The organism is Hyphomicrobium sp. B1, assembly GCF_049532635.1.
GTDB lineage: Bacteria > Pseudomonadota > Alphaproteobacteria > Rhizobiales > Hyphomicrobiaceae > Hyphomicrobium_B.
This window is the reverse complement of the sequence record NZ_CP134871.1, coordinates 3,865,123-3,878,578: the sequence shown is the minus strand read 5'-3', so window position 1 is coordinate 3,878,578 and position 13,456 is coordinate 3,865,123. Positions and strand designations below refer to the sequence as shown.

17 protein-coding genes are annotated in these 13,456 nt (G+C 59.6%); 11 read left to right on the top strand and 6 right to left on the bottom strand.

What is annotated here, in order from left to right; translation table 11 throughout:
* Positions 1-42 precede the first annotated feature (42 nt).
* Positions 43-1,263 carry an NADP-dependent isocitrate dehydrogenase gene (locus RLW55_RS18490; RefSeq protein ID WP_423415021.1) on the bottom strand — a complete coding sequence of 407 codons (1,221 nt, stop codon included), beginning with the start codon at positions 1,261-1,263 and terminating at the stop codon, positions 43-45.
* 325 nt (positions 1,264-1,588) lie between these two features.
* Between RLW55_RS18490 and RLW55_RS18485 the strand changes: the two genes are divergently transcribed.
* The 3 genes from RLW55_RS18485 (at position 1,589) to rpsD (ending at position 4,499) form a co-directional block, all read left to right on the top strand.
* Entirely contained in the window at positions 1,589-2,866 is a 1,278-nt protein-coding gene (locus tag RLW55_RS18485) for an RNA methyltransferase (RefSeq protein WP_409562880.1), read from the top strand.
* Between the two features lie 146 nt (positions 2,867-3,012).
* Positions 3,013-3,666 carry a hypothetical protein gene (locus tag RLW55_RS18480; protein ID WP_409562881.1) on the top strand — a complete coding sequence of 218 codons (654 nt, stop codon included), beginning with the start codon at positions 3,013-3,015 and terminating at the stop codon, positions 3,664-3,666.
* Between the two features lie 215 nt (positions 3,667-3,881).
* Complete coding sequence (gene rpsD, locus RLW55_RS18475; protein ID WP_409562882.1) at positions 3,882-4,499, top strand: 30S ribosomal protein S4; 618 nt, start codon at positions 3,882-3,884, stop codon at positions 4,497-4,499.
* A 189-nt stretch (positions 4,500-4,688) separates the two neighbouring features.
* Here rpsD and RLW55_RS18470 read toward each other — a convergent pair whose 3' ends face one another.
* Positions 4,689-5,111 carry a DoxX family protein gene (locus tag RLW55_RS18470; RefSeq protein ID WP_423415020.1) on the bottom strand — a complete coding sequence of 141 codons (423 nt, stop codon included), beginning with the start codon at positions 5,109-5,111 and terminating at the stop codon, positions 4,689-4,691.
* A gap of 124 nt (positions 5,112-5,235) precedes the next feature.
* Between RLW55_RS18470 and RLW55_RS18465 the strand changes: the two genes are divergently transcribed.
* Positions 5,236-5,835 (top strand): TetR/AcrR family transcriptional regulator, encoded by a 600-nt coding sequence (locus tag RLW55_RS18465; protein ID WP_423416435.1) that lies wholly within the window; start codon positions 5,236-5,238, stop codon positions 5,833-5,835.
* A gap of 17 nt (positions 5,836-5,852) precedes the next feature.
* Here the strand turns inward: RLW55_RS18465 and RLW55_RS18460 are convergent, their stop codons facing one another.
* Positions 5,853-7,004 carry a paraquat-inducible protein A gene (locus RLW55_RS18460; protein WP_423415019.1) on the bottom strand — a complete coding sequence of 384 codons (1,152 nt, stop codon included), beginning with the start codon at positions 7,002-7,004 and terminating at the stop codon, positions 5,853-5,855.
* A 101-nt stretch (positions 7,005-7,105) separates the two neighbouring features.
* On the opposite strand from RLW55_RS18460, the gene RLW55_RS18455 reads away from it, so the two are divergent.
* Together RLW55_RS18455 and RLW55_RS18450 are read left to right on the top strand one after the other, a co-directional pair.
* On the top strand, positions 7,106-8,203 hold the full coding sequence (locus tag RLW55_RS18455; protein ID WP_423415018.1) for a P1 family peptidase: 1,098 nt from the start codon (positions 7,106-7,108) through the stop codon (positions 8,201-8,203).
* The gene (locus RLW55_RS18450; protein WP_423415017.1) at positions 8,200-8,649 is read left to right on the top strand and encodes an MEKHLA domain-containing protein; all 450 of its coding nucleotides are present in this window, start codon (positions 8,200-8,202) and stop codon (positions 8,647-8,649) included. The genes RLW55_RS18455 and RLW55_RS18450 overlap by 4 nt, the downstream gene beginning before the upstream one ends.
* A 261-nt stretch (positions 8,650-8,910) precedes the next feature.
* Here the strand turns inward: RLW55_RS18450 and grxD are convergent, their stop codons facing one another.
* Both grxD and RLW55_RS18440 read right to left on the bottom strand, forming a co-directional pair.
* Positions 8,911-9,261 (bottom strand): Grx4 family monothiol glutaredoxin, encoded by a 351-nt coding sequence (grxD, locus tag RLW55_RS18445; protein ID WP_013947049.1) that lies wholly within the window; start codon positions 9,259-9,261, stop codon positions 8,911-8,913.
* A gap of 109 nt (positions 9,262-9,370) precedes the next feature.
* Positions 9,371-9,607 (bottom strand): BolA family protein, encoded by a 237-nt coding sequence (locus tag RLW55_RS18440; protein WP_013947050.1) that lies wholly within the window; start codon positions 9,605-9,607, stop codon positions 9,371-9,373.
* 198 nt (positions 9,608-9,805) lie between these two features.
* On the opposite strand from RLW55_RS18440, the gene pqqA reads away from it, so the two are divergent.
* Positions 9,806-9,895, top strand: a complete 90-nt coding sequence (pqqA, locus tag RLW55_RS18435; protein ID WP_013947273.1) for a pyrroloquinoline quinone precursor peptide PqqA — start codon at positions 9,806-9,808, stop codon at positions 9,893-9,895.
* A 178-nt stretch (positions 9,896-10,073) separates the two neighbouring features.
* Here the strand turns inward: pqqA and RLW55_RS18430 are convergent, their stop codons facing one another.
* Positions 10,074-10,874 carry a DUF2147 domain-containing protein gene (locus RLW55_RS18430; RefSeq protein WP_423415016.1) on the bottom strand — a complete coding sequence of 267 codons (801 nt, stop codon included), beginning with the start codon at positions 10,872-10,874 and terminating at the stop codon, positions 10,074-10,076.
* A 354-nt stretch (positions 10,875-11,228) separates the two neighbouring features.
* Between RLW55_RS18430 and RLW55_RS18425 the strand changes: the two genes are divergently transcribed.
* The 4 genes from RLW55_RS18425 to RLW55_RS18410 all read left to right on the top strand — a co-directional run bounded on the left by RLW55_RS18425 (position 11,229) and on the right by RLW55_RS18410 (position 13,454).
* Positions 11,229-11,522: a hypothetical protein gene (locus tag RLW55_RS18425; protein WP_409562887.1), complete on the top strand. Its 294-nt coding sequence runs from the start codon at positions 11,229-11,231 to the stop codon at positions 11,520-11,522.
* A 453-nt stretch (positions 11,523-11,975) separates the two neighbouring features.
* Entirely contained in the window at positions 11,976-12,191 is a 216-nt protein-coding gene (locus RLW55_RS18420) for a hypothetical protein (protein WP_423415015.1), read from the top strand.
* A gap of 17 nt (positions 12,192-12,208) precedes the next feature.
* Entirely contained in the window at positions 12,209-12,508 is a 300-nt protein-coding gene (locus RLW55_RS18415; RefSeq protein ID WP_423415014.1) for a hypothetical protein, read from the top strand.
* Between the two features lie 139 nt (positions 12,509-12,647).
* Positions 12,648-13,454: a glycosyltransferase family 2 protein gene (locus RLW55_RS18410; RefSeq protein ID WP_423415013.1), complete on the top strand. Its 807-nt coding sequence runs from the start codon at positions 12,648-12,650 to the stop codon at positions 13,452-13,454.
* Positions 13,455-13,456 lie beyond the last annotated feature (2 nt).

Sequence of the window (13,456 nt, the reverse complement as noted above, 5' to 3'; positions counted from 1 at the left end):
TCTCCTCCTTTTCGACGCATCATCGTATCTCGCGCGTTACGATTATATTGACTTTGCCATCGCTGCCTTCAGGTTTTCATCGACCTTGTCGAGGAAGCCTGTCGTCGACAACCATTTCTGCTCCGGTCCGACGAGAAGCGCCAGGTCTTTCGTCATGTAGCCTGCTTCGACCGTTGCGATGCAGACCTTCTCGAGCGTTTGACAGAATTTCAGAAGAGCATCGTTGTCGTCAAGCTTGGCGCGATGGCCGAGGCCGCGTGTCCACGCAAAGATCGATGCGATCGAGTTCGTCGACGTCTCCTTACCCTTCTGATGTTCGCGGTAATGGCGCGTGACCGTTCCGTGCGCGGCTTCGGCTTCAACCGTCTTGCCGTCCGGTGTCATCAGAACGCTGGTCATCAGGCCAAGCGATCCGAAGCCCTGCGCAACCGTATCCGACTGCACGTCGCCGTCGTAGTTTTTGCAGGCCCAAACGTAACCGCCCGACCATTTGAGTGCGGAAGCCACCATGTCGTCGATCAAGCGGTGCTCGTAGGTCAGCTTGCGCTTCTGAAATTCTTCCTTGAACTCAGCGTCGTATACTTCCTGGAAAAGATCCTTAAAGCGGCCGTCATAGGCCTTCAGGATCGTGTTCTTGGTGGAGAGATAGACGGGATAATTGCGCGAAAGGCCGTAGTTCAGCGAGGCGCGTGCGAATTCGCGGATCGATTCATCGAGGTTATACATCGCCATCGCGACACCGGCGCCGGGGGCTTTGTATACTTCCTTCTCGATGACATTGCCGTCTTCACCGACGAACTTGATCGTCAGCACACCCTTGCCGGGGAACTTGAAATCGGTCGCCTTATACTGGTCGCCGAAGGCATGGCGACCGACGATGATGGGCTGCGTCCAGCCAGGGACGAGGCGGGGGACGTTTTTGCAAATGATCGGTTCGCGGAAGATAACGCCGCCGAGGATGTTGCGGATGGTGCCGTTCGGGCTTTTCCACATTTCCTTCAAATTGAATTCTTTGACGCGCGCTTCGTCGGGCGTGATCGTTGCGCACTTGATGCCGACGCCATGCTTCTTGATGGCGTTGCCGGCGTCGATCGTCACTTGGTCCGCGGTCTTGTCGCGATTTTCGACGCTCAGGTCGTAGTATTCCAGGTTAACGTCGAGGTAGGGATGAATGAGCTTGTCCTTGATCAGCTTCCAGATGATGCGGGTCATCTCGTCGCCGTCGAGTTCAACGACGGTGCCTTCAACTTTGATTTTCTGCATTGGATGTCTCGCGGAGCGATTTGAGGACGGTGGATCTTGTTCTATGACGCAGGTGCGCAAAGCTTAATCGCTCATCACGCACTTGCGAAGAGAACCTTCGGCGAAGTGGTGCGTCAGATCAAGACGCGTTTCAAGTCTTGCTCGGCGGCGCCAAGGTCGTTCCACCTGCGCGGCGTGGTTTGTGCCGGAGGACGCCGGAGCGTTCTTGCCTGTCCGCAGGCGTGTCGCGCTGGGCCCTTGACGTGCGCTCCGTAATGACACCCTGTCCTGGCATATGGACGATGGGACGCCGGTCGAGGTACCGAGACCCACCTGGAGGAAACGATTGAACGTCGAGACTGAGACTTCGGCAGGCGATGCGCTCCGCATCATGGTCGGCAGCGGCGAGCCTGTGCTCGGACCGCGGGCGACGCGCGTTTGCGAAGTCGTTCACGCCTGTCACGCCGGCTCGATCGATCAAGGGCTTGAAAAGCTCGCCATTCCAGGGCTGACGCGCGATACGCTCGAACCCATCTTGCAATACTGCGCCAGCCTCACGTGCATCTCGGACGAGGTGACGTGTCCGGGCTGCAAGCGGCGTACGGAAGTTCAGGGCATCGAGACGCTCGATCAATTCGTTCTCAGCAAGAAAGAAGTGATAGTCGGGGATGGGCGCGTGCGCCTGAAGGGCGAGGGGACGGAAACGGTCTCGACGCCATGTCTCGAAACGCTCGCCAAGCAATGGTCGGGTGAGAATTATTGGTTCTGGGCGCGGCGTGTCATTCGCAAGCTGCGTCACGGTTTGCGGCGGGCGAATATGCGCGGCGAGCCGGTGGCGGGCGAGGGCGAGACGCCATCGGTCATTCTCATGGAGCCGCAGCTTGCCGACAACATCGGCATGGTGGCGCGCGCCTGCGCGAATTTCGGTCTCGACGATCTCCGGCTCGTCAGTCCGCGCGACGGCTGGCCGAACGAGAAAGCACGCATTGCGGCCTCGGGCGCCAATTACATCATTGACGATGCGCGCGCCTATTCCAATCTCGACGAGAGCATTTCGGATCTCAACTGGATCGCGGCGACGACGGCGCGGCAACGGGATCTGCGCAAGCCGGTCCTGACGCCGGAGCAGGCGATCGCCGAGATGCGCACCCGGATCGGCCGAGGGGAGCGGTGCGGGATTTTGTTCGGGCGTGAGCGTAATGGGCTGGAGACCAGCGAAGTTGCCCATGCAGATGCTCTGATCATGATTCCTGTCAATTCCCGGTTTGCGTCCCTTAACCTTGCCCAGGCTGTGCTGCTAACGGGATACGAGTGGATGCGGGGGGATTCTGGGCGAAGTCTCGGCCGTGTCACAACGTACGAGAAGCCTCTTACCGAGGGCCTCTACATGGGCCGGGACAGGCCGGCGACGAAAGAGGAACTCATTGGCCTATTTGAACATTTAGAACGGGAGCTGGAAGCGAACGGTTTTTTCAATCCAGCCCACCGCAAGACGGTCGTGTCGCAAAATCTTCGCACACTGCTGACCAGAATGAATGCGACGGAGCAAGAAGTCCGCACCCTTCGTGGCATAGTTGCAACGCTCGCACAGGGCAAAGGAAAGGCCCGAAAAGGGGGGGATTAAGCGCCTTCATATGGCCAAGTTTTGGGCCGAGCGATGCCAAGCCGAGAGGCATACTCGCGATATGCAACGCGGCTGCCCATTGGGTCGCGCCCGAAACGTATTTTTGCAACGAGATAAAAAACGCAGAGGCTCAACTGGAGATGTGGATGAACACGAGGGCGGGGGTTGTGTTGGCGGGCGTGGCAGCGCTGTCGCTGTGGGGATCCACAGTGTCGGCTGGCGCGCAGGAACTCAGTGAGCATGCCGTAAGATCGTTCATGGAGTATGCGTGGTCGCTTACCCCGCAGCAGTTCTCCAAGCCGGATGGGTCGGTCATCGTTATCGACAAGAACAAGAAGGCGCAGGTCGAGGTCCCGCTCGATGTTGCGCGCCGGGTGATTATGGCTGGCCGCCTTTCGGCCCATGCTCAGATTTGCGACTTGCGCGACGAGCAGGTTCAGAACCACCGTGCGCTGATGCGCCGGGAAGAGGCGACACGGAAGTGGACGCAGCAGCAACTCGTTTACATCAGCCAGTTACATCTGACGACCCTGATGCTGATGACCGGCCGTATCAAGCTGGTCGAGCAGGAAGGCGACAAGCAAGTCGTTGTCGACGAAAAGAAATCGCCGCCGCAGACGTGTACGCCCGAGCAAAAGGAAAAGGTTAAGGAGCTGATCGAGGCGTACGTCGCCAGCAGTCCGCCGCCGAATTTTGCTCAGGCGGGCCAGAAGCCGCCGGCCGGGGCTCCTCCTGCAGCCGGTGCGCCCGTTTCGACCGGGTCGACGTCCGTCAGCGAGACGACGGTCGAGAAGAAATAGGCTTTCGAGGCGGTTCGGGGCGGTTGACGCGGCTCTCGATGACCGTTATCAAGCACAACCTTCGCGGGCCTTCGGGCCCGCGTTTGATTTCTGCGCACCCGTGGCGGGACTGTCGAAGGTCCATGCCTGTCAAACCCCGAGAGGGGTTAGAGGAGGGGGCGCTCCAATCGGCTCCGGCTCCTTCGGCCGGGCCATAACTCATGGAGTGCTAGAAGATGACGAAGCGCATTCGCGCCAAGCATAAGATCGACCGCCGCCTCGGCGAGAACATCTGGGGCCGTCCGAAGAGCCCGCTCAACCGCCGCGAGAGCCGTCCGGGCCAGCACGGCGAGCGCCGTTCGGGCAAGCTGTCCGACTTCGGCCAGCAGCTCAAAGCCAAGCAGAAGCTCAAAGGTTATTACGCTTCGATCTCCGAGCGCCAGTTCCGCGCCGCTTACGATGAGGCTTCGCGCCTCAAGGGCTCGACGTCCGAGCACCTGATCGGCCTCCTGGAGCGCCGTCTCGACGCGCTCGTCTATCGCGCGAAGTTCGTGCCGACCGTGTTCGCGGCGCGCCAGTTCGTGAGCCACGGCCATGTTTCGGTCAACGGCCAGCGCGTCACCGTTCCGAGCTACCGCCTGAAGGTTGGCGACGTCATCGAAGTTCGCGAGAAGGCGAAGCAGATGACGCTCGTGCTCGAAGCGATCAAGAGCGCTGAGCGTGATGTTCCCGATTACGTCAACGCCGACCATGGCAAGTTGACGGCGTCTTTGACGCGCGTTCCGGCGCTGTCCGACGTACCGTATCCGGTTCAGATGGAACCGAACCTCGTCGTCGAATTCTATTCGCGGTAATTTCGCTCACGCTGGCTGTTCCGCGCTATCGCGCGGGCCAGCTCCGCGGGGGCGGCGCTCGCGCCGTCGCCCGGTCGGGCTCTTGGCCTGCGGCCGGAATGATTTGATTTGAAAGGGCCGTGTTCGCGCGGCCTTTTTTGTTGCTCATGGCGCCTGCGCGGACGCAGTCAAAGATGACGAGGCCGGTATTTAACGAGATGCGATTGGGATTTTACGGCGTCCCCAGAAGACGAGAACCGCAAGGCTCAGAAACACTCCGTTGACGGGTGTGACGGAGATTTCGCCTCGCGCAATGTGGAAGATCATGGCGCAAACCTGGAGCAAAATGCATCCTGCTGCGGCTAGGACTGTCAGGCTTGGCCTGATGCGTGTCAGCGATGGCAACAACACTCCTAAGCCGCCTGCCAGATCCACAACTCCCAGAATGCGAACCAATGGCGACGGCAGATCCCCGGTCCAGCTCCACATCGCGGCGAGTTGCGGGATTGGCGTTGTGATCTTCATCCATGCCGCCCAAACGAAGCACGCAAATAAGAGCGCCTGGGCGCTCCAGACGACAATGTTCAATGCGCGATGCGAGGAGGCCTTTATTGGCGCGATTGGCTGAGACATGGAAAATTCTGCCCGTTTCGATAATGAAGGGTATCTTATCGAATTCATACGATAATGGTGATTATCATATGGAGTCAATGCGCTCGTGAAAGACTGGCCCGCCGATCATCCCAAAGCGAAGCTGATGGCGCGCAAGCGGACGGCAATTCTCGATGCCGCTCGAAATGCATTCCTTCAGCACGGCTATGAGGGGACCAGCATGGAAGGAATTGCGGCTGCGGCGGGCGTCTCGATCATGACGCTCTATCGCCACGCCGAAGGAAAGGACGATCTTTTTGCCGCCGTCATCGAGAGCGCATGTCACCCTGAGGATGAAAGCAAGGCGGCAGAAATCGCGGCAGCACTCAAGAAGCCGCTTTCAGACCTGCTCGTCTTCGTGGGCATTATGTTTCAGCAGAGGGTGGCAGACTCGACTACCACAGCATTGTTTCGAGCGGTTATGGCGGAGACCGTGCGTTTCCCGCATTTGGGCGAGTTGGCCTATCGCGGTCTGATTGGATCGCATTTGGCCGTTCTGGACGAGTTTCTCGCTCAGAGACCGGAGTTCGCCGGAGTTGACGATGTTCTTCGCCGAAAGCTAACCGGCGATTTTATTGACCGTCTCATTGGTGTCGATTCTTTTCGTGTGTTGCTGGGGCTTGGAGGCGCTTCAGAAGAGGTTATGCATTCCCGTGCCCGTCTTGCAGCGACCGAGTTGCTGGAAGCAATCGCTCGCCCCGGCTGACAAATTGAGTGAGACGATCAAGCGGCTCTGCAGCGTCGAGTTTTAGGGCTTGGGGAAATCGAGATGCCGGGGTTGGGCGTGATGGCCGGGCCGCCGCCGTCGCCGCGTTTGCTTCGGCGTCGTGACGGTGTTTCAGCGTTGGCCCAGGCGTAGGCGAGCATCGTCATCAGCGCGGACGCGGCGAAGAAATAGACGCCCGGCAGCACGCGGGCTTCGGTGTAGCCCGATGAGTTCACGTAGAAGATCATCAGCGCCAGCACCATGACGTCGGTCATCGAATAGCGGCCGATCCATTCCATCGTCGCGAACGATTTGCGCCGAAACTCCTGCGGCATGTCGTGCGCGGTGATGAGCGTCAACAGATAGAAGAGCTTCAGGAATGGGAAGAACACCGACACCGCAAACACGACGGAGCAGAGGAAATATTCGTTGTTCTCGAACAGCGCGTAGATGATCGTCAGGATTGAGTGCTCGTTGGTCCAGACGTAGACGGTCGTGAAGCGGATCGACGGCATGATCAGGCCGAGCGCGAAGAACACCGTTGCGAGAATAATCAAGAAGCTCAGCGCGAAGTTGCGCCACGCGGGCCGCGTTTCCTTCTGGCCGACGTCGGGCTGCGGCAGCACGGGGACAAGTTCGGGCGCGGCGGCCATGCCGTCTGTTCTAATCCAGGCATAGGCGAGGATCATCAGCACGACGGCGGCGGTGAAGAAATAGACGCCGTTGAGGCTCGATGCGTCGTAGACCTCCTGGCTCTTGATGAAGAAGATCGTCAGCGCCAGCACGAGTACGTCATGCATCGACCATTTGCCGAGCCATTCGAGGGCGCGCAGCCGTGTCTGGTGGCGGACGATTTCGGCGGGCGGCAATGTCGAGACGAGCAGCAGGTAAAGCAGCTTGGTGACGGGCAGGAGGATCGAGAAGACGAGTACGATGAGGCCGAGGAAGGTTTGGTTGTCCTTCAGCAACACGTCGACGGTCGAGAGCAGCGAATGCTCGGTCGTCCAGATGCCGAAGCTCGTCAGTTTCAGGATCGGCAGCGTGATGCCGAGCGCGAGGCAGACGCTGGCTGTCAAGATGGTCAGCGAAAGAAAGAAGCGCCTGCCGCTCAGCCACATGACCTGCACGATCGGTCTCCTTTCGCGGCGAAGCGGGCCATGCTCTGCCATGCCATCGAGGCACCATCCGGTTAGGGCAAAATTGAGACACTGCGGGTCAAGTCGCAAGCGCATTTGGAGGCTAGGGAGGGGAGAGCAGAACAGGTGAGAGCATGACGGACAGCAGCACGACGCGCGATCCCGCGAAATTCGGTTCCACAGGCAAGCCGCGGGCGCGGGGGCTCGGATTGCCGATGCCGGGTGTAACGGGGCCGTTGAACGCGATCACAGACGTCGGCGGCGTGACTGTCGGCTTCACGACGCTCCGCAATGACGGCGGAAACGTGCACACGGGTGTGACGGCGATCCTGCCGCGCGCGCCGGAAAACCTGGCGCATCCGCTGTGGTCGGGCGTGTTTTCGATGAATGGCAACGGAGAGATGACGGGCGCGCACTGGATCCGCGATGCGGGCTGGTTTACCGGGCCGATCACGATCACGAATACATTCTCGGTCGGGCTTGCGCATCACGCGACGCTGAAGTGGATGGCCAAGCGCTTCTCGGCGCTGGGGGAGGATCTTTGGGCGTTGCCGGTCGCAGCCGAAACCTACGACGGATTTCTGAGCGACATCTCGGGGTTTCATGTCACCGAAGCGCATGTGATGGCGGCGATTGATGGCGCGCAGCCAGGGCCGGTGGCAGAAGGCTGCGTCGGCGGCGGCACGGGCATGATCGCCTATGAATTCAAGGGCGGGACGGGGACGGCGTCGCGGATCGCGACGACGCGGCTCGGCGAACACACCATTGGCGTGCTGGTGCAGGCGAACCACGGCATCAAACCGTGGCTGACGGTGTGCGGGAAGCCGGTCGGCGATCTGCTGCCGGGCGAGCGCGTTTATGAAAACGAGCGGGGCTCGATCATCGTCATCATCGCGACGGATGCGCCGCTGCTGCCGGGGCAACTCGAACGCCTGGCGCGGCGGGCGTCGATCGGCATCGGACGCGGCGGGACGCCGTCGGGCAATTCGTCGGGCGATATCTTCATGGCATTTTCGACGGCGAACGATCCGGGGCAATTGCCGGAACCTGCCGCGTTGACGTTCACGGCCGTCAGCAACGACGATCTCGATGCGGTTTATTTGGCCGTGGTCGAAAGCGTGGAGGAAGCGGTGTTGAATGCGATGCTCGCGGCCGAGACGACCACGGGCAAGCACGGTCGCGTCGTCAAGGCGATCGACACCGAGAAGCTGAAGACGCTGGTCGTCGGATGAGTTCGGATTTGCGGAGCGATCCAGCGTTCTTCGAACTGCTGACGGGCAGTTATGCGCGGCTCGTCGGCGCGCCGCTGGTGCCGGAGGGCGCAAACGCGCAATGGCTTTACGATGACGCGCCATTCGTCGTCGTGGCGCATAACACGGATGCCGATCCGCGCTTCGTCTATGCAAACAAGCGGGCGCAGGCGTGTTTCGAATATCCGTGGGACGAGTTCATCACGTTGCCGTCGCGGCTGTCGGCGGAAGCGCCGAATCGCGAGGAGCGAGCGCGGATTTTGGAAGCTGTTGCGCGCGACGGGTTCGTGCGCGGCTATCGCGGCGTGCGGATTTCAAAGTCGGGCCGCCGGTTCTGGATCGACGACGGGATCGTGTGGCAGTTGATCGACGCCGATGGCGTGAACCGTGGGCAGGCGGCGACGTTTGCGTCGTGGACGGATGTTTGAATTTGTTCGCAGCCGCAGTCCTTCCCGCCGCGGTAAGGGGAGCGAGCGTTCATTCGTCTCGCATCGTCATCCCGGCGCAGGCCGGGATCCAGTCAGACAGAAACAGTTTCTGTACCGATGCTTGTCTGGGTGCCGGCCTCCGCCGGCATGATGGAGTGTGTGTTTTGTTTTTGGAGACGTTCGACGAGGATGTCGGGACCGTAAAAAACAAAAGCGGAGCTGAAACAGCCCCGCTTGGAATTTCATATCTGATTGCGAAACTCAGCCGTGGTGGTGGCTGTGGGCGATGCCTTTTTCGCAGATGAGGTCATGCAGTTCGCCTGCCGAATACATCTCGCGCATGATATCGCAGCCGCCGACGAATTCGCCTTTGACGTAAAGCTGCGGGATCGTCGGCCAGTTCGAAAACGTCTTGATGCCTTCGCGGATGCCTTGGTCTTCGAGCACGTTCACATCTTTGAACGGCACGCCGAGGTGCTCAAGGATCTTCACGGCGGTGGCGGAGAAACCGCACTGCGGGAACTGCTTCGTTCCCTTCATAAACAGAACGACGTCGTTGTCGGCGATCGTCTTGGCAATCACGTCATTGGCGGTGGTGGTGTCAGAGGCCATTCCGGGGCTCCTATCGTGCCGGGGCGGCCGTAGCGGCGCACCCGTGAAAGGTTGAGATGTGGGCGAGAGTTGTCCGATAGTCAATCGGGCGCTTTAGCGGGCGCGACGGTCATTCGGCCGGCAGGGCGGTTGTCAGCTGCAGGGCATGCAGAACGCCACCCATGCGGCCGCCAAGCGCGTCGTAGACCATCTGATGCTGCTGGACGCGACTCTTGCCCTTAAAGGCCGCCGAGACGACGTGCGCCGCCCAGTGGTCGTTGTCGCCCGCGAGATCCTTCAAGTGGATTTCGGCGTCGGGAAAACGGGCTTTGATCATCTTCTCGATATCGGCCGCGGCCATCGGCATTGGTGGTGAACTCCCGGTTTTGATCATGATCTGGAGGGTTTTCTGATCTATGGCGCTTCCGATCAGCTCCGGCAAGGCCTTCGATCAGGCAATCTTATGGAATTCTCACGTGATTGCGATTGGACGTTATCGGAGATCAGGCCTATCTCATACGTTACGTGGAGTGAGAAACTCCCTAAAAGTCTAATGGAGGACACCATGAAGACCTGGACAAAGCCTGAAGTTCGCGAGCAGGAAGTCGGCCTCGAAGTGACGTCGTACCTTCCGGCTGAGATCGACCTCATCTAAGTCGATTGACGCGATTTGAATTCGGACGCGGTGGCAGAAACCCTGCCGCCGCGTTTTCTTTTGTTGGCTTCTCGGGGCTTTCAAAAAGGGGTGAGACGCTCGCCACCTGCAGGTGCAGCGAGCGTCTCTGAAACGCCGAGAACGGGGGGAGGCCTCGGCGCGAGCGAACTTTCTTCGATCAGCGATCGCAGTCGAGCGTGACCTTCACCCACGGAAGGTCGAGCTTGCATTTGCCGTCCTTCGTCTTCGTGAAGACCTTGTCCAGTTCCGTGCCGCCGATCTTCATTTTGCCGAGGTCGTTGCCGCTTCCGTCGCTGTCTTTGGCGGGCGGCGGCCCGTCAGCCTTGGCAGTTTCCTTGGGCGGTGTCTTTCCCTGATCGGGTGTTGCCGAAGGTTCTTTTGCCTTGGCTGTTGCGTTGGTCGCCGGAGCAGCGGCGTTGGCGTCGATGCCTGCGCCTGGTGACGGCACCGCGTTCTTGCCTGAAGTATTGGCGTTCGGGGTGATCGTAGGTGGGACGGATGCGTTGGTCGCGCCGTTGTTGTCGGCATTGTTCGGCGATGTGTCGGCACAAAGCTGAAGGTCGGTCGGCGCTGGCGTCCAGATCATCGTCCGCGATAGGAATTTGAGGCCGGCATAGCCAACGACTTTGAGATTGCCGTTAGAAAGCGGCGTCAGCTCGACATCGTACTTGCGGCCCTTTTCCGGCGAGTAGATCCAGCCGTTGTCCCAGTGGCCGCTGCCCGCGGGCGTGACGCCGCCGATGATCTGCTTGCCGCAGCCATCGTTATCCGTCGACGATTTCACCCAAACGACGTTGCCGCACAGCGCGTTGCCGCACGGCTTGATCTCGACAGCGCCGCGGCCGGTGTCGTCCATCCAGACGCCGACCGGATCGGAGCCGGCAAATGCGTTGACGAACGTCGCCGGCGCCAGCGACAGGGAGATCGCGGCAGGGGCAATCAATTTTATGATCCGCATGACAAGATCCTTTTCGTAAGATCAGGTTTGCTCTGGATAACCGATGTTGCTGCCGTTGTGCCCTGGATCATCCGAACCGGAAGTTCCTCCCGGAACACAATGATCGAAACGGCTATCGGCACGGTCGTGGGCTCCTCGCATTCCTTAATGTCCGCCGCGGAAACTTTCGCCCAGACTTTCGCTGAAACTTTCTCCGCCAGCGCCTGAAACGAACCTCAAAAGCCCGACGTACCGTTCATGCAAGAGCGAGAAACAGTCGCAGCTCGATGCGGCGGTCGAGCGTTACACAGTACTGCGTTCCGGTCGCGCTCTGGACTGAACAATTTTTAACTTTTTAGATCAGGAGCTTGTACGATGAAAACGACGATTTTTGCAGCTTTGCTGTTGGCCCTTTCCGGTTCGGTTGCGCTCGCAGAGGACGGCAATATCACCACTAAAGCGATGAAAGATCTTCCCGGCACGCATGGCGGTTCGACTTCTTCGCCGACGGCCAAGCCGAACTCCGGCAGCCTGTCCGAAGCCCAGATGCAGCGCCAGCCAGGCGTCAACAGCGATAGAACCGGCAAGACGGCGACGCCGAATGCCAAGCCCGATGACGGCTCTCTTGCTGGCGCTGAGATGGAGCAGAACGCCGGCGCTCATAAATAACGTTCGGTCTACATTCAAATTTCTATGGGAGCGACGACCTCGGCTGTGTGCTGACGGTCGTCGTTCCCGTTTACGGGGTTGTTTGGGAAACATCTTCACGCGTTCGCGAGCGTAATCTCAAATTTTAAACGCTGATGTGCACCTCCGGTTGTCTTCGGGCGGGCGTGTTTCATGACGATTGCGCGCAATCTTGAATGTTCCACCCGTGGGGCGAAATATTTTTTTGCGGGGAGGTGGCGATACCTAAACAGGCTCGGCCGCATACCGCCTGAGGTTGCTAAGCGGAAGCGGCAGAAAGCAGAATGCCGATTGCGACAACCTTAAGCTTCCGTCGCGCCATGCAGTCCTTATGGGACGGCTATATCTTTGCGCCGGGTCTCCCGTCGAAACTTTATGGGTAGGTGCTTACGTTTCCGTTGTGTGCCGATAACGCACATAGAAACGGTTAGAACCATGTCCAGCGATTTACTCAAATCCAAACAGCGCATCGGGCAAGCGGTACAGACGGTCCCGGCCAAGAAGCGCGAAAAAAGCGAAGGACCGCTTATTCTTGCGCTTCTGATCGGCGCTTGTGCGGCGGTCGGAATTATCATCGCTGCCAACAGCGAACCTGACGAGACCGTTTCCAACGCCGCGCCGACGCAACAGCTCGATGGCATTCGCTATTAGCAGGAAGGCCTTGTTCCATGCACGCGATGAGGCATCACGCGCATATCCTGGAATATTCCGTGCTTCACAACACGACACCGGATGGTCCGGTGATCGGCCGGCTCGATGGGCGCGATTTTTCGGAATTCGTGTTGGATGAGTTCGGGCGGCGTTTTGCCTATTCGGGCGTTGCGCCGCGCCTCAGCAACGGTCAATTCGACGATGAGGCCCTGAAGGACGGCGAATTCATCGTCCCGCCGGGGCTGATCTACAAGTATCGCGGCTACGCCGACAAGAGACGGCGCCTGCTGGGCTTTGCGACGACGACGTTGGCCTAGATCAAGTGAACGTGAGCCAGTCTGTCTGCTTCAGCGATTGATCGAATCGCAGCATATCTTTCCACCGGGATCAAACGCATGGCGCCTGATGGCTGTGGATGCCGCAGCGCGGGCGGTGCTTGTTCGCTTGGGGGCTGAGATGCGGACGGTTGTTTGCCACTTCTTCAACGAGGAATATCTGCTGCCTTGGTGGCTTGCCCACCATCGGCGGATTTTCGATCACGGCATCATGATCGACTACAATTCGACAGATGCGAGCCGAGACATCATCAAGAAGATGTGTCCGGAGTGGGAGATTTATCCGACGCGGAATGCTTACTTCGACAGCGCCTGCATTGACCGCGAAGTGGAAGACTACGAGCGGACCTGCAGCGGTTGGCGGATGGCGCTGAACGTAACCGAATTCCTCTATGGCAACGTGGCGCAGCTCGATAAAATCACGGTGCCGGCGCAGCACTTCATCGGCAACTATGTTTTCGTCCAACCGCAGGGCGGCTATCCGGCGCCGCTCGGTCACAGCAGGCCGCTGCACGAGCAGGTGCGCTTTGGCTATTACGAAACGGATCCGCGTCCGTGCGATAAGCTGAATTTCGGACTGCGGGCCAGCCGCAGCATCCACAATTACCCCGTCGCGTATGCGCGCGAGGGCGGGCGGCATTGGTATCAGATGCCGACGCTCGGCGATCTGGCGATCTTCTATTACGGCTATGCGGTGCTCAACGAGAAGGGCATTTCCCGCAAGATGCAGATCAAGACCAAGATGAGCCCGGAAGAACGGCAGGCGCGTGGATCAGAGCATCCGAATATGGTCACGCAGGAGCGCTTTCTGACCAACATCGAACGCTTCCACCGGCCGCGCTGCTCGGACCTTTCCGGCGTCGTTTCGCGGGTGGCCCGGCATCAATATCCGGCGGAGGCCCCGGTGTTGGCGACCTCCGCCGCATAAGG

What these genes read in the sequence shown, in the direction of transcription:
- RLW55_RS18490 (WP_423415021.1), bottom strand. Translation starts at nt 1,263, where the DNA reads ATGCAGAAAATCAAAGTTGAAGGCACCGTCGTTGAACTCGACGGCGAC.
- RLW55_RS18480 (WP_409562881.1), top strand. Translation starts at nt 3,013, where the DNA reads ATGAACACGAGGGCGGGGGTTGTGTTGGCGGGCGTGGCAGCGCTGTCG.
- rpsD (WP_409562882.1), top strand. Translation starts at nt 3,882, where the DNA reads ATGACGAAGCGCATTCGCGCCAAGCATAAGATCGACCGCCGCCTCGGC.
- RLW55_RS18470 (WP_423415020.1), bottom strand. Translation starts at nt 5,111, where the DNA reads ATGTCTCAGCCAATCGCGCCAATAAAGGCCTCCTCGCATCGCGCATTG.
- RLW55_RS18465 (WP_423416435.1), top strand. Translation starts at nt 5,236, where the DNA reads ATGGCGCGCAAGCGGACGGCAATTCTCGATGCCGCTCGAAATGCATTC.
- RLW55_RS18460 (WP_423415019.1), bottom strand. Translation starts at nt 7,004, where the DNA reads ATGGCAGAGCATGGCCCGCTTCGCCGCGAAAGGAGACCGATCGTGCAG.
- RLW55_RS18455 (WP_423415018.1), top strand. Translation starts at nt 7,106, where the DNA reads ATGACGGACAGCAGCACGACGCGCGATCCCGCGAAATTCGGTTCCACA.
- RLW55_RS18450 (WP_423415017.1), top strand. Translation starts at nt 8,200, where the DNA reads ATGAGTTCGGATTTGCGGAGCGATCCAGCGTTCTTCGAACTGCTGACG.
- grxD (WP_013947049.1), bottom strand. Translation starts at nt 9,261, where the DNA reads ATGGCCTCTGACACCACCACCGCCAATGACGTGATTGCCAAGACGATC.
- RLW55_RS18440 (WP_013947050.1), bottom strand. Translation starts at nt 9,607, where the DNA reads ATGCCGATGGCCGCGGCCGATATCGAGAAGATGATCAAAGCCCGTTTT.
- pqqA (WP_013947273.1), top strand. Translation starts at nt 9,806, where the DNA reads ATGAAGACCTGGACAAAGCCTGAAGTTCGCGAGCAGGAAGTCGGCCTC.
- RLW55_RS18430 (WP_423415016.1), bottom strand. Translation starts at nt 10,874, where the DNA reads ATGCGGATCATAAAATTGATTGCCCCTGCCGCGATCTCCCTGTCGCTG.
- RLW55_RS18425 (WP_409562887.1), top strand. Translation starts at nt 11,229, where the DNA reads ATGAAAACGACGATTTTTGCAGCTTTGCTGTTGGCCCTTTCCGGTTCG.
- RLW55_RS18420 (WP_423415015.1), top strand. Translation starts at nt 11,976, where the DNA reads ATGTCCAGCGATTTACTCAAATCCAAACAGCGCATCGGGCAAGCGGTA.
- RLW55_RS18415 (WP_423415014.1), top strand. Translation starts at nt 12,209, where the DNA reads ATGCACGCGATGAGGCATCACGCGCATATCCTGGAATATTCCGTGCTT.
- RLW55_RS18410 (WP_423415013.1), top strand. Translation starts at nt 12,648, where the DNA reads ATGCGGACGGTTGTTTGCCACTTCTTCAACGAGGAATATCTGCTGCCT.